General features: G+C 51.8%; 14 protein-coding genes and 1 pseudogene. 9 read left to right on the top strand and 6 right to left on the bottom strand.

Annotation, left to right across the window (positions count from 1 at the left end):
* Nucleotides 1–109 precede the first annotated feature (109 nt).
* The gene (locus tag MUU46_RS22210; protein ID WP_258966741.1) at nucleotides 110–1,294 is read left to right on the top strand and encodes an aminotransferase-like domain-containing protein; all 1,185 of its coding nucleotides are present in this window, start codon (nucleotides 110–112) and stop codon (nucleotides 1,292–1,294) included.
* Between the two features lie 45 nt (nucleotides 1,295–1,339).
* On the opposite strand, the gene MUU46_RS22205 is transcribed toward MUU46_RS22210, so the two are convergent.
* Nucleotides 1,340–1,687, bottom strand: a complete 348-nt coding sequence (locus tag MUU46_RS22205) for a winged helix-turn-helix transcriptional regulator (RefSeq protein ID WP_258966740.1) — start codon at nucleotides 1,685–1,687, stop codon at nucleotides 1,340–1,342.
* Nucleotides 1,688–1,808: 121 nt separating this feature from the next.
* Here MUU46_RS22205 and MUU46_RS22200 point away from each other — a divergent pair, with 121 nt between their 5' ends.
* The 6 genes and pseudogenes from MUU46_RS22200 to MUU46_RS22175 form a co-directional block, all read left to right on the top strand.
* Entirely contained in the window at nucleotides 1,809–2,555 is a 747-nt protein-coding gene (locus MUU46_RS22200; protein WP_159756654.1) for an SDR family oxidoreductase, read from the top strand.
* Between the two features lie 139 nt (nucleotides 2,556–2,694).
* On the top strand, nucleotides 2,695–4,449 hold the full coding sequence (locus MUU46_RS22195; protein WP_258966739.1) for a cytochrome c biogenesis protein DipZ: 1,755 nt from the start codon (nucleotides 2,695–2,697) through the stop codon (nucleotides 4,447–4,449).
* A 10-nt stretch (nucleotides 4,450–4,459) separates the two neighbouring features.
* The gene (gene msrA / locus MUU46_RS22190; RefSeq protein ID WP_374685026.1) at nucleotides 4,460–5,146 is read left to right on the top strand and encodes a peptide-methionine (S)-S-oxide reductase MsrA; all 687 of its coding nucleotides are present in this window, start codon (nucleotides 4,460–4,462) and stop codon (nucleotides 5,144–5,146) included.
* Nucleotides 5,147–5,269: 123 nt separating this feature from the next.
* The gene (locus tag MUU46_RS22185) at nucleotides 5,270–6,811 is read left to right on the top strand and encodes an MltF family protein (protein ID WP_258966738.1); all 1,542 of its coding nucleotides are present in this window, start codon (nucleotides 5,270–5,272) and stop codon (nucleotides 6,809–6,811) included.
* 28 nt (nucleotides 6,812–6,839) lie between these two features.
* A complete protein-coding gene (locus MUU46_RS22180) occupies nucleotides 6,840–7,193 on the top strand; it encodes a hypothetical protein (protein WP_258966737.1) in 354 nt (117 codons plus the stop codon).
* Between the two features lie 6 nt (nucleotides 7,194–7,199).
* Nucleotides 7,200–7,271, top strand: a pseudogene (locus MUU46_RS22175) (hypothetical protein); the annotation flags it as partial.
* A 66-nt stretch (nucleotides 7,272–7,337) separates the two neighbouring features.
* Here the strand turns inward: MUU46_RS22175 and MUU46_RS22170 are convergent.
* Nucleotides 7,338–7,919, bottom strand: a complete 582-nt coding sequence (locus MUU46_RS22170) for a nuclear transport factor 2 family protein (RefSeq protein ID WP_258966736.1) — start codon at nucleotides 7,917–7,919, stop codon at nucleotides 7,338–7,340.
* 121 nt (nucleotides 7,920–8,040) lie between these two features.
* On the opposite strand from MUU46_RS22170, the gene MUU46_RS22165 reads away from it, so the two are divergent.
* On the top strand, nucleotides 8,041–8,937 hold the full coding sequence (locus MUU46_RS22165) for a LysR substrate-binding domain-containing protein (RefSeq protein WP_159756669.1): 897 nt from the start codon (nucleotides 8,041–8,043) through the stop codon (nucleotides 8,935–8,937).
* A 336-nt stretch (nucleotides 8,938–9,273) separates the two neighbouring features.
* Here MUU46_RS22165 and arsC read toward each other — a convergent pair whose 3' ends face one another.
* Genes arsC through MUU46_RS22150 form a run of 3 tightly spaced genes read right to left on the bottom strand, consistent with a single transcriptional unit; the run spans nucleotide 9,274 to nucleotide 11,370 of the window.
* Complete coding sequence (gene arsC, locus MUU46_RS22160) at nucleotides 9,274–9,702, bottom strand: glutaredoxin-dependent arsenate reductase (protein ID WP_258966735.1); 429 nt, start codon at nucleotides 9,700–9,702, stop codon at nucleotides 9,274–9,276.
* Between the two features lie 12 nt (nucleotides 9,703–9,714).
* Nucleotides 9,715–11,004, bottom strand: a complete 1,290-nt coding sequence (locus MUU46_RS22155; protein ID WP_258966734.1) for an arsenic transporter — start codon at nucleotides 11,002–11,004, stop codon at nucleotides 9,715–9,717.
* Nucleotides 11,005–11,049: 45 nt separating this feature from the next.
* Entirely contained in the window at nucleotides 11,050–11,370 is a 321-nt protein-coding gene (locus tag MUU46_RS22150) for a transcriptional regulator (RefSeq protein WP_032898385.1), read from the bottom strand.
* Nucleotides 11,371–11,455: 85 nt separating this feature from the next.
* Here MUU46_RS22150 and arsH point away from each other — a divergent pair, with 85 nt between their 5' ends.
* Complete coding sequence (arsH, locus tag MUU46_RS22145) at nucleotides 11,456–12,160, top strand: arsenical resistance protein ArsH (RefSeq protein WP_258966733.1); 705 nt, start codon at nucleotides 11,456–11,458, stop codon at nucleotides 12,158–12,160.
* Between the two features lie 32 nt (nucleotides 12,161–12,192).
* On the opposite strand, the gene MUU46_RS22140 is transcribed toward arsH, so the two are convergent.
* Nucleotides 12,193–13,596 (bottom strand): ISNCY family transposase, encoded by a 1,404-nt coding sequence (locus MUU46_RS22140; RefSeq protein WP_258966732.1) that lies wholly within the window; start codon nucleotides 13,594–13,596, stop codon nucleotides 12,193–12,195.
* Nucleotides 13,597–14,307 lie beyond the last annotated feature (711 nt).

Below are 14,307 nucleotides of genomic sequence, written 5' to 3'. Positions count from 1 at the left end.
CGCATAAAAACCACGCCTGGCGTGGTTTTTTGCTTTTGGCTGTTAAAGGCATTGCTTATTCGTTTGGGTGCTATGTATATTTTAGGTGAATAAAAACGAGAGAAAAAATATGAGCAAGAGCAATCACCTCGCAGACCGCATCCAACAGCTTCAACCTTCCGCCATTCGTGAACTGTTAAAACACAGTAAAATGCCAGGCGTTATTTCGCTGGCAGGCGGTATCCCGTCGGGAGAGTTATTCGATAAAGAAGGGCTTATCCAGGCCACCCAACTCGTCGTCGAAGAGAACTTCGGTGAGGCGTTCCAGTACGGTTTAACAGAAGGGACCGTCGAATTACGCGATCATCTGGTCGGGCTGTGTAAATCTCGCGGAATTGACACCACGGTTGACCGTCTGCTGGTCACTTCGGGTTCGCAGCAGGCGCTGGATTTGCTGATCCGTTCGCTTGCTAACCCGGGCGATGTGTTTGTTGTAGAGCGCCCAACGTATTTGGCGACCCTGCAAATTCTCAGTCTGACCAACGCCACCGTGCAGTCGGTCGGCAGCGACGCTGACGGGATGCTCGTCGATGAGCTGGAAACGCTGTTGCACACTACGCGCATCAAAGCTGTCTACATTGTACCGACCTTCGGTAACCCGAGCGGGACTACGCTGAGCGCAGAACGTCGTGAAAAACTGGTCAAACTGGCGATCAAACACGACTTCGTGATAATCGAAGACGATCCGTATGGCGCAATCAGCTTTACCGAAGAACGTCAGAAAACCCTGTTCCAGACCGCCGCTGAACTGGGCGACCATGACAGCGTGGTCTACACCTCGACATTCTCAAAAATTCTGGCACCGGGCCTGCGCGTGGGCTGGATTATTCTGCCGGAATGGATGAAGCAGAAAGTGGCGATTGTAAAGCAGGCGACCGATCTTCACGCCAACTCATTTACCCAATCTCTGGTGGCGGCGTATCTGACCCTGAATCGCCTTGACCCGCAAATCGCGCTGATCCGTGACGCCTATAAGCAAAAATGCCTGGCGCTGTCGCGCTTCCTGAAAGAGGAACTCGGCGATCACATCACCTTTAATCAGCCGCAGGGTGGTATGTTCCTGTGGGCGCAGTTCCGTTATGACTTCGACACCACCAAATGGCTGAAGCAGACGCTGGATAAAGGCGTGGTTTACGTGCCGGGTGAGTTCTTCTTTAGCGATCATGCAGACAAGAAAACGCTGCGTTTCTCTTACGCAACCGCCACCGAAGAGCAGCTGTACGAAGCCGTTAAACGACTTAAATCTGCATTGTAATTTCTGCATGTTTCGCCCGGTGGTGCTCTGCTGCCGGGCCAATATTTACCTCATCGCAGCGGCATTCTCCCGCATCCATTCCGCCAATGAATCCAGCGTCGGGCGCAGTGATTTCCCGAGCGCGGTAATCTGATATTCCACACGTGGCGGCACTTCGGCAAATACGTGTCTGGTTACTAATCCCCGAGCTTCAAACTGGCGCAGTTGGCGAGTGAGTTCTTTTTGAGTAATAGGGTCGACTGCGCGCTGTAATTCGCTGAATCGGACCGGCTCATCAATCAGGATCAGCCGATAGAGGATCGGGATCGCCCATTTTCCGGCAATCAGGTTTACAAAACCAACCATCGGACATTCCGACCCTGCGGTTGGTAAAAGGAAAATATTTTTTGTCATGCAAACTCCCGTCGTTCGTCAATGCATACCAGGACGTGCCTTAGTATCCAAAAGGTGCCTACTATCTAAAAGATACTATAGCGCAAATAATGGCGTCACCAGCAAAATACGAGGTGACATAATGGGCAGACTTGATGGCAAATACGCATTAATTACCGGCGGTACCAGCGGTATTGGTCTTGAAACCGCCAGGCAATTTCTGGCAGAAGGTGCGACGGTAGCGATTACTGGACGTAGCGAATCAGGCCTACAGGCCGCGAGGGAACAGCTCGGTGAAAATGTGCTGATTCTCAAAAGTGATGCGGGCGATTTAGGCCAACAACAACAGTTGGCCGGTGCATTACGCGAACAGTGGCCACAGCTGGATATCCTTTTTGCTAACGCCGGTGATGTCACGCATCAGTCGCTTGAGGCGTGGGATGAACGCGCATATGACCGTCTGATGAGCGTCAATCTCAAAGGGCCGTTCTTCCTCATCCAGGCGCTGTTACCGATGCTGGCGAATCCGTCATCGGTGATTGTCTGCGGGTCAGTGAGCGCCCGGATTGGCTTACCGCAGAGCAGCGTTTACGCCGCCAGTAAAGCGGCGATTCTATCACTGGCACGCACGTTGTCGGGCGAGCTTCATCCCCGAGGGATCCGCGTTAACGGCTTAAGCCCTGGCCCAACAGAAACTCCGGCGCTGGGTAAACTGGGCAATGGCGTGGCACAGGAAAAATTGCGCGAGGGTATCCGTCAACTGGTGCCGATTGGGCGTTTAGGCACCTCGTATGAATTGGCGAAAGCCGCGGTATTTCTGGCCTCCGATGAATCTGCGTATATTGTTGGGACCGATTTACTGGTCGATGGCGGCGTAGGGAATCTATAACACCTGCCAGCGCTCTCCTTCGCGGAGGGCGCTTCCCGCAATTATCACAAAAATGTGAATATTCCGCGAGGATCTCGTAACCCTTTCCCCGCTACAGTCAGGACATCACCTCCACGTTGTCCTTGCTGAGGCTTCAACTATGCTGGTCATTATTCTTGCTTTTCTTGGCGGTCTGCTGACCATCGCCAGTCCTTGTATTCTCCCGGTGCTGCCGTTTGTTTTCGCACGCTCAGACCAACCGTTTACCCGCTCGGGGCTTCCGTTACTGCTCGGCATGGCGCTGACATTTACGCTGTTTGCCACCCTGGCAGCGGTCGGCGGCGGGTGGGTGGTGGCGGCGAATCAGTACGGGCGTATTGCAGCGTTAGTACTGATGGCGGTATTTGGCATCACCTTGTTGTTCCCGCAGGTCGGTGAACGGTTGATGCACCCGCTGGTTAATGCGGGGAATACACTTTCTGAAAAAATCACCTCCGGCCGCGCGGCTGGGCCGGGCAGTTCATTGCTATTAGGCGTGGCGACCGGGCTGTTATGGGCGCCATGTGCCGGGCCAATTCTCGGACTGGTATTAACCGGTGCGGCATTGCAGGGTGCGAACGCAGGTTCAACGCTACTTCTGTTGGCCTACGCTGCCGGGGCGGTGACCTCGCTGGCGCTGGCATTATTAATTGGCGGCAAAGTTTTTAGCGCCATGAAGCGTTCGCTCGGCGTGGGGGAATGGATCCGCCGTGGACTTGGCGCGGCAATGCTTTTGGGCGTCGCAGCGATTTCATTGGGCCTCGATACCAGCGTATTGGCGCGTTTGTCGACGGTTTCTACCGGTGGCATCGAGCAGACGTTAGTGCAAAAGCTGAAGCCTGAAAACGCGCTCTCCCCGGTGAAACCCTCTGCGATGCTGGCATCGGCCACCAACAGCGATGTGCCTGCGCTGGTTGATGCGGGTGTGATGCCTTCATTGAACGGCGCGGTGCAATGGCTGAATTCGCCGCCGCTCACCGCTGAATCGCTACGCGGAAAAGTGGTGCTGGTCGATTTCTGGACGTACTCCTGCATCAATTGTCTGCGCACGCTGCCGTACGTTAAAGCCTGGGCGGAAAAATACCGCGACCAGGGCCTGGTGGTGATTGGCGTGCATTCCCCAGAGTTTGCTTTCGAAAGAGACATCAATAACGTCACTAAAGAATCCAAAAAACTCGGCATCACGTATCCCATCGCTATCGATAACAATTTTGGTATCTGGCAGGCGTTCAATAACCAGTACTGGCCCGCGCACTATTTCATCGATGCCAAAGGTCACATCCGCTACATGCATTTTGGTGAGGGGAATTACGCCGAATCCGAACGCGTGATTCAGGAACTGTTACGCCAGGCGGGCGCGCAAAACGTCAACGACAAGCTGGCGAACGTGGCAGGCAAGGGCGTTGAGCAATCGGCCAGCGGCATGAACGATATTTCACCGGAAACCTATCTGGGTTATCAGCGCGCCGAGAACTTTGCATCCGGCCGTCTGAATAACGATGAAGTGGCTGATTATCGTCAACCGTTGGCACTGCCGCTTAATGCCTGGGGTTTGGTGGGGCGCTGGAATGTCGGCGGCGAGCACGTCACGCTGGCGGGTGAGAAAGGCCGGATTGTGTACAAATTCCGCGCCCGGGACGTGCATCTGGTGCTTGGCCCCGCAGAAAACGGCAAGCCCGTACGGTTTAGCGTCTCTCTCGACGGGCAGCCTCCCGGTGCAATGCACGGCAGCGATATTGCTGCAGATGGCTCAGGGACTGTGACCGATCAGCGTTTGTATCAGCTGATTCGGCAGAAAGATGGCACCGGTGAGCATACGGTCAGCATTGAATTTGAACAACCGGGTGCGACCGCATACGCCTTTACGTTTGGCTAAGAGGGGAAAGATGATGAGTAAATTTACGTATCTCCGGATCGCCGCAGCCATGACCGCCACGCTGTTTTTGTCAGGCACAGGCTGGGCACAAAACATAAACGTACCGCCACCTGCTCAGGATGAAGCGCCATCAAGTCAGGGACTTGAAACGGCTGTTTTTGCAGGCGGCTGTTTTTGGGGCGTACAGGGCGTTTTCCAGCATATCAAAGGCGTAACCAGCGCCGTTTCCGGGTATGCGGGCGGCAAGGCCAGAACCGCAAATTACCCGACGGTCAGCAGCGGAATGACCGGCCATGCAGAATCGGTCAGTGTGACCTTCGATCCGCAAAAAATCACTTACGGCCAGTTGTTACAGGTTTTCTTCTCAGTAGCGCATGACCCAACTGAGCTCAACAAACAGGGCCCGGATTACGGCACGCAATACCGCAGTGCATTGTTTGTGCAGAATGCCAGTCAGGAAAAAGTGGCGAAGGCGTACATTGCCCAGATGAATGCCGCGCATACTTTCAGTGACCCAGTGGTGACCACCGTCGAAGATAAAGCCCAGTTCTATCCGGCGGAAAAATATCACCAGAACTTTCTCAACGACAACCCTGATTATCCTTACATCGCGATTAACGACATTCCCAAAGTCCAGCAGTTGAAAGCAGACTTCCCGACGCTATGGCAAACCACGCCAGTGCTGGTCAAAGAGTAGAGTGCAGGCGACTGAATACTCTCGCCACGGAAGGCGTAATTCAGGGCTTTCACCCTTTATTCTTACGCCTGTCGCCGAGGAATTGACTAAAATAGAGTGATGCACCGCGCGGAGTGCCGCTCCATGACTGCATCATTCTCACATCCCTTCACCATCGCCAATCTGGTTGGCCTTGCTGCTTTATTGTTCGTTACCGCTGCGTTTTCGACACCTGTAAAAGATGGCCACGATAAAGCCCTGAGCGTCAGTATGGAAGACATACAGCAGCCCTGGGTCGGTGATTTGCAGGGCATGTACGATCGTCGGGTAGTCCGCGTGCTGACTACCTACAGCAAAACCTTTTACTTCATCGACAAAGGCACCCAACGCGGCGTGACCCACGATGCGTTTATGGCGTTCGAGCGCTATCTGAACGACAAGTTGATGAAGGATAAACAGCTCAAACATCGCCACCTGAAGGTGCGCATTATCTTTGTGCCGGTGACCCGCGAGCAGCTCTTTAGCGCCCTGAATGAGGGGAAAGGGGATATCGTCGCCGCGAATCTGACCATCACCCCTGATCGCATGAAGCTTGCCTCCTTCACTGACCCGGTTTATGCCAATGTGCAAGAACTGCTGCTGTCAGGGCCGGATTCACCGAGGGTGGACAACCTGGAACAGCTGTCAGGAAAAACCGTTTTTGTCCGTTATTCATCAAGTTATTACGAAAGCCTGAAGACGCTGAATGCACACTTCGCAAAACAATTATTACCCCCGGTCACGCTGCAACCTGCTCCCGAAGCCCTTGAGGATGAAGACCTGATTGAAATGCTCAATGCCGGGTTGATCCCGCTGATCGTAGTCGACAGGCATAAAGCAGTTTTCTGGAAAAAGATTTTCCCCAACATTGAGATACATGAAAATATTGTTCTTCGCGATCACGGTAATATTGCGTGGGGCGTGCGGAAGAGTAATCCTCAGCTGCTGGCGGTATTAAATGGCTTTGTGCAAGAAAATAAAGTGGGAAGTACGCTCGGAAATATACTGTTAATACGATACTTAAAGAATGCAAAATACGTGAAGAGTGCGACATCCAAAGAGGAACGGCGTAAGTTTTTAACCTTGATAGATATCTTTCGAAAGTACGGTGAGCATTACAATGTGGACTGGCTGCTAATGATTGCCCAAGGGTATCAGGAATCCCGGCTGAATCAGAAGGTACGCAGCCCGGTCGGAGCGATTGGTGTGATGCAGGTAATGCCGAAGACCGGGAAAGAACTGAACGTCGGCGATATTCGCAATCTGGATCCCAACATTAATGCCGGGGTCAAATATATGCGCTGGATGATAGACAAGTACTACGGTGATGAGCCAATGACCCCGCTTGATAAAGTGCTGTTCTCGTTTGCTTCGTATAACGCTGGCCCCGCTCGGATCGCGCGCTTACGCATAGAAACGAAAAAGCGCGGCTTCGACCCTAATGTCTGGTTTGGTAACGTTGAGAATCTGGCTGCCGAGAAAATTGGCGCTGAAACCGTTACCTACGTTAGCAATATTTATAAATACTATATTGCCTATCGACTGGTTATCGATGAACTGGCCCGGAAACAGAAAGCGGTGGAGCAATCTACAAGTGAGGCTACACTGGAAAAAGCGGTACCTGTCCCACTGAAAAAACCTGAATAACCTGCCAGCATTAATTGAGGCATTAATAATGATAAAAATGGTCTGTGCCATCGCGGTTGCAGGATTTATGGTGTCCGGTTGCTCTTCCCAAAAATCCACCACGCCGGAGGAAGCGCAATATCAGCGCGTACTGGCGGCAGCTCACACCTGTGCAGATGAGGTCAGAGAGAAAACCATCGCGCTGGTCGCCAATGGGGCGCCAACACGCACGCGCTGGACGACGGCAGACTACGTGACCAAAGATGCCACAGGAAAAGAACATCGTCGTTCCGTTGAGTACCGAACCTCAACTATTCTGGATAATGGTTCAGAAGGGAGTGCCTGGAAGAAATGCATGCAAGACGACGATGCTTTAGTGCCGGAGCTGACGTTTACTCGCTAAAACGGTCTGGTAAAAGCAGGGAAGTTTCGTTACACCGGTGCGTCCTCCATGGAGGCCTGGCGCTTGGCCAAGATGCAGCGTCACGGCGGCAATCATCGGTGTGACGAAAACCCAGCTTTTGACATTGACTCTTTCGTTAACAAATCATGCCGCTAACCAGCGTTTTCCGTCAGCTTTCATTTTAGCTTCAAGTTCACTGCCGCGCGTCGCAAAGATACGTCCGAGAGGGAATCCACTTTGCTCGAGTAAATAGGCCAGCGCGGCATATTCACGTGGATACTTAGTCACAATTGCCTGATCAATGGCTACCGGACCCAGCGGAAAAGTGAAGGTACCCATGTCGTAAACACTCTGACGATGGAACAACTTCCACTCGCCGTCTCGTTTTTCTGCCAGATCGTAAAAACGATTGTGGCATTCGCAGCCAATATTCAGTTTCACGTTCTCAGCGATGATGATCGCGTTGGTTTCCAGAATGGCTTTATCACCGGCATCGTTAAAGATTATCGCAGGTGAAGCGATAAGATGTTTAGTTCGCAGGTCAGACGCCCCCATACGCATTGAACCATCAACAAAGTCGCTTCCCAGCCCTTCGAACCAAGTGATTTCAATGGTGCCATCCGGATGAAACATGTTGCGCAACTGCTCCCATTCGCCAAGGTCGCGGTGCATCCAGCCATTCATCAGGTCATTGAGTTGCTGGCGGTCTTGAAGTTGGTTTTGCATGGTGAAGGTTCCTGTTAGTGAGGGGTATTTACGTGACTGGATTCAGTTTGGCCCCGAAAGCAGTTAAACTCAAATATATAGATTTTACTGATTCATCATTTATATTGATTCATGAGGCGTTATGGACTTACGACACCTGAAGTACTTTCTGGCTGTTGCAGAAGAACGCCATTTTGGCCGGGCGGCAGAGCGGCTCAACATCGTTCAGCCGGCATTGAGCATGCAGATAAAAGCGCTTGAAGCTGAGTTGGGCGGCCCCTTGCTGATCCGCACCAGCCGCCGGGTCGAACTGACCGACGCCGGTAAGCTTTTGCAGGAGGAAGCCGTGCGCACGCTGGAGCATATGGCGCATACTCGTCTTGCGGTCGAACGTTCAATTCGCGGTGAAACCGGTCGCGTACGGGTCGGGTTTGCCGGCAATGCCGTCTTTAGTGGCAGGCTGATGCAGGACGTGCGCTCATTTCATCAGGCATATCCGGATGCTGAGATTATTTGCCAGGAACTGGCCCCGCAGCTACAAAACGATGCAATCCAGAACGGCACGCTGGATGTCGGCTATATGCCTGATTACTATCCGGAGCATGACTCAGCTTTGATTTATGAGTCTGTAGGGAAATGGGGAAGGGTAGTGGTGATGTCCAGCGAGCATCCTCTTGCCGATAAAGAGAGTCTGACCGTGGATATGCTGGCCAATGAACCGTTGATCATGTACTCCATCAATGACGCGGATTCTGAACTTGATTCGCAGTTACAAACGCTGCTTGGTGATTCATTAAATATAGCCTTGCGAATCTCCAGTTCATTGAGCGTACTGGCCATGGCCGGCGCTGGACTGGGGATCGCGTTGGTTCCCGCTCCGTTAGCGCAGGTGGCGATCCCGGGCGTGGTTTATCGAGTGCTTGATTCGAAAGAGCTGTCAGCGAATCTGATGATGGTCAGTCGTAACGATGAATCCAGTGCTGCGGTACGAGCTTATATTAACCACACCCGGAAAAAATCTATGTTGGCAGCAGATTAATGGCAGCCTTAGCAAACTTGGGTGAACATGACTTAGTGAACGCGAAACGTTAATTCGTGGTGGTAAGCCATGAGATGGCCAGAGTGATGGTGTCAGTACTGGAGAACGCGCTTTTAAAAGCCATCAGCAACCAGGCCAAGGATGACCACAAAACCTCGGATTCTGTCTGATTCTATATTTGTCAAGGCTAAGTAGAAATGTCCGGGGTGGGGCAAAGCTCAAATGTCCTCAAAGCAGCCAAAGGAATATGAACTCAATACCTAAACATTATTCATACTATCGGCACAAAGAAAGGGGAAAACTCAAGGGAGTACTTAGTGCTCCCTTGAGTAGTACTTATTTCTTGATCTGTTTACCCTGCGCATCAACAACGCATTCACCATCTTCTTTAGTGAATGCACCGCGTTGCTCATCAGTCAAAATATCCAGTACCACCTCAGAAGGTCGGCATAAACGTGTACCTAACGGAGTCACAACAATTGGTCGGTTGATGAGAATAGGGTGCTGCAACATGAAATCAATTAACTGGTCGTCACTAAAGGCTTTTTCTGCCAACCCTAATTGCTCATAAGGTTCGACATTCTTACGCAGCAGCGCTCGTACTGTGATCCCCATATCCGCAATGAGTTTTACCAGTTCATCTCGTGATGGTGGGGTCTCAAGATAATGAATAACGGTGGGCTCTGTACCGCTGTTGCGGATCATTTCAAGGGTATTGCGTGACGTGCCGCAGGCCGGATTGTGATAAATGGTAATGTTGCTCATATCAGTATCTCATTACAAAGTGAAAGACAGACGAAGCGCCAGTGCTGCAAGCGTGACAAACAGCACGGGGATTGTCATGACAATGCCCACCCGGAAGTAATATCCCCAGGTGATTTTGATGTTTTTCTGCGACAGAACGTGCAGCCACAGTAACGTTGCCAGACTGCCGATAGGGGTAATTTTTGGCCCCAGGTCACTGCCGATGACGTTGGCGTAAATCATCGCATCTTTGATAACACCGGTTGCTGTGCTGCCATCAATCGACAGCGCTCCAACCAGCACGGTCGGCATATTATTCATCACCGATGACAGGAAGGCCGTCAGGAAGCCCGTACCCAGCGTTGCCGCCCACAATCCTTGCTCTGCCAGCTGATTCAGCAAGGAAGATAGATAGTGGGTCAGACCGGCATTTCGTAAGCCGTAGACCACCAGGTACATCCCCAGCGAGAAGATAACGATTTGCCAGGGCGCACCACGCAGCACCTTACCGGTGTTAATGGCATGCCCTTTTTTCGCAACAGCAAACAGAAGCAATGCACCAGCGGCTGCGACCAGACTGACTGGTACGCCCAGCGGCTCCAGTCCAAAGAATCCCACCAGAAGCAACACCAGTACCAGCCAGCCGGTTTTAAAGGTATTCACATCACGTATAGCGTCTTTCGGTTCTTTCAACAGAGAAACGTCGTAAACGGCGGGAATGTCCTTACGGAAAAACAAATGCAGCATCACCAGCGTAGCCGCAATCGCGGCCAGGTTAACCGGGACCATCACGGCGGCATATTCGGAGAAACCAAGCTTAAAGAAATCCGCCGAGACGATGTTTACCAGATTTGAGACAATCAGCGGCAGGCTTGCCGTGTCAGCGATAAACCCTGCGGCCATGATAAACGCTAAGGTTGCTCCCCGGCTGAACCCCAGCGCCAGCAGCATCGCGATAACGATAGGCGTCAGGATCAGTGCCGCACCGTCGTTGGCAAACAGTGCCGCGACCATCGCGCCAAGCAGGACGATCCAGGTGAAGAGCAGCCGCCCTCGGCCATTCCCCCAACGGGCAACGTGCAGTGCGGCCCATTCAAAGAAGCCGGATTCATCGAGCAGAAGACTGATGATAATCACGGCAATAAAGGTGGCGGTCGCATTCCACACTATCTGCCAGACCACCGGAATATCCCCCAGATGAACGACGCCAGTCAGCAATGCCAGACCTGCGCCCAGTGAGGCACTCCAGCCAATTCCCAACCCTCTGGGTTGCCAGATAACCAGGACGAGCGTGAATAAAAAGATAGCACCTGCCAGTAACATCAGAAACTCCATTCACATTTGTTTATTCGGATATATATATCGCCATTAGCAGGAGGCAGATGCCACGCTACTAAGCTTGTTGCGTATGTTTTCTCGTTCACAGTTCCAGGCAGTATCAATAATACCCGCAGCCCATGCTGGCATGTGTGGCGACAGTCGGTAATGCACCCATTTTCCTTCGCGGCGGTCGATGACCAGTTCTGCTTCGCGTAACAGCGCCATATGTCGGGATATTTTGGGCTGAGATTCTGCGGTTGCCGCACAGATGTCACAGACGCACATCTCACCGGACTCCCTGAGTAGCATCACGATGGTCGAACGGGTTTCGTCGGCGAGCAGTTTAAAAAGCTGAACAGGCTGTAGCATGCTTAACCTCGTTAAAAAATAACAATACATATGATATTTCATATGTGATAATTTTTAAAGCATAGCTTATGAAATGGAGATTTTTATGACCGACTTACCAGCAATCGAACCGGCTTATTTTGATGATGCGCTTGCCAGCAAACTTACTGGCAACAACGAAACCATGCCACGTATTCTCATCCTCTATGGCTCAGTACGAGAGCGGTCCTACAGTCGTTTTGCAGCGGAAGAGGCCGGGCGGTTGCTGGCAAAGATGGGCGCTGAGGTGAAAATCTTTAACCCATCCGGTCTACCGTTACCCGATGATGCGCCCGAAAGTCACCCCAAAGTGCTTGAACTCCGCGAGCTGGTCAGGTGGTGTGACGGAATGGTCTGGAGTTCTCCGGAAAGACATGGCGCCATGAGCTCGGTGATGAAGGCCCAGATTGACTGGATACCCCTCAGTGAAGGTGCTGTTCGTCCGTCCCAGGGAAAAACACTGGCCGTGATGCAGGTTTGCGGCGGCTCGCAGTCGTTTAATACGGTGAACCAGATGCGGATACTTGGCCGCTGGATGCGGATGTTCACCATCCCCAATCAGTCGTCAGTGCCAAAGGCATGGCAGGAATTCGATGATGAAGGGCGCATGAAACCCTCACCCTGGTATGACAGGATTGTCGACGTTACCGAAGAGTTGTTCAAAATGACGTTACTCCTGAAGGGGCACACAGCCTACCTGTCCGACCGCTACAGCGAAAGGAAAGAAAGTCATCAGGAGCTCTCTGCACGGGTCAATCAGGCCAAAATCTGATAACCAGACACGCCCGGATGGATTACCGGGCTTTAAATCGGTTTCTTTCCAAATATCTCTTCAGAGCGTGACTGAAGTTTCACCAAGGCATTGAACATATCGTCCTGATCAAGGGAGCGCTGAGATTTCTTCGTCGTGGGGGCTTTACGCCTGCGTGAAGGACCGTCGCCGGATGGAACGGACTGCGACCGGTTATTATCCCGCTCGGCCTGGACCAGCTGCGCCATTTCCAGGGCCCGCCCCAGACGTTTGTTGTCCACAATGGCCCCCTGATCGATTTCAGAAAGCTTGTCATAGATGGAGTAGGGAAGTGACACGCCATTAAGCCGGAGCTCTTTATGTCCATCCGGGTAATGCCAGACATCGATGTATTTACCAATCGCCCGACGACTGAATTCGCTGTCTTCAATCAGATAAAGGACTTTGTCGTATTGCACTGTGAGTGATTTCGACACTTTACGAGCTTCACGCCAGTTAAATACCATATCAAGATCATCATCGACATCCAGTTCCCGATGAACATCAAACGCCTGGCGAGGCGCTTTTGCGAAACGACGGTTGTAATCGTTCATGAATTCTTCGGCAAATGCGTTCGCAGCTTCCCTTGTACTGATGCCCTGGAGCCTGAGCTCCTTGACCAGCCGGTCCTGAAGCGTCAGGTGTGCCCGTTCAACGCGGCCTTTGGCAGCACTGGTTTCTGCACAAATGGTCTGAATGTTCAGTTCATGCATCGCACGGCCAAACTGGGTTTCGCCGTCGCCGCCGGTTGCATTTTTATTGTTGATCCTGAATACGCTGGCTTTGTCGCTGTACAGCGCCAGCGGTTTGCCATGTTTTTCAATATAGCCCCGGGTTGCTTCAAAATAGGTGAAAGTAGACTCAGATTTCACGAAACGAAGCTGCATTAAACGACTGGTTGCGTCATCGACGTAAACCAGTGCCGTACACTTAGGTCCCCGGTTTTCAAACCAGTGGTGGTCGCAGCCGTCGATTTGTATGAGTTCACCGGCACAGGCACGGCGGTAACGTGGCTGCTGAATTTTTGGCGCACGTTGCTTACGTGGCACCCAAAGACTGGCCTGCGTCATCAGCTTACGGACGGTTTCTTTAGAAAGATGAACTCCGTGAACCTCAGACAATTTTTCACATGCCAGCGTCGGCCCGAAATCGTTATAGCGCTCGCGAATAATATTCAGCGCGTATGCGGCCAGTCCCTGAGGCAACTGGTTGTTACTGGATTTACCACGACGGCGACTGGTCATGCCAAGCGGACCATCTTCACGATAACGCGCAAGCAGACGGCGGCACTGACGGTCGGAGATACCAAGCCGCTGAGCTGCCATCTGTGTTGTCAGACGCCGGTCGATGACGTCCTGAATGATCTTGAGTCTGTTAACTTCATCCAAAGTGAAAAACTCCGCTGCGAGAGCCGTCATGGTAATCCTTACTTGATTATACACGCCGGACATCTTAACTTAGCCTAGACCGGACATTACAACTTTGCTACTACAATATTGGTGCGCATAATGTATATTATGTTAAATGGCATTTAAGACGCTCTTGCTCGTTATGTCTTCGCTGCCTACCGCCACACATCATGCCTTTTGTTCATCTCCCTTTACCCACCACGACCAACCCTACGGATACTCTTCTTGCATTCAGATGCTATCCGTCTGCTCCGTGACAAATCAATCTGGATGAACCGGAATGAGTTGACCCCGTAGTTTGTCTTGCCTCTCTTCTCTTCAGTTATGTGGTAAATGGGGGCAAAACTAAACTCGCGAAAAGCATCACGCAGAGAATATTGAATAGATGGACTCGAACCAATTCAATCAACATCATTACCGTTCACGTTTAAATTCTGGGAAACAGTCAGCAACTAATCCCCAAAATTATCATTGAGTTGAATTACAGTCATCGACCCATGCCGTAGTAATTGGTGTTTCATGACAGATCGGTTTGTCATCACGGCGAATCACTCATAGATGTGTAGGGATAACTCGGGTTATCCAGTACCAGCCAGTTTCCATCAATACGCCCTACTCCCTCACCATGGACATCTCGCCCTACCGCCACGTCGGAAGGTGCTGTGGGGCACACCGCAAAACCACGTCGTGATCACATTAATACATTTTTCCATTTCGTTT

The sequence above is a fragment of the Scandinavium tedordense genome (genome assembly GCF_024764965.1).
In the GTDB taxonomy this organism is placed as follows: domain Bacteria; phylum Pseudomonadota; class Gammaproteobacteria; order Enterobacterales; family Enterobacteriaceae; genus Scandinavium; species Scandinavium tedordense.
Note: the sequence above shows the minus strand (reverse complement) of the source record. Positions and strands in the feature narration are given on the sequence as shown.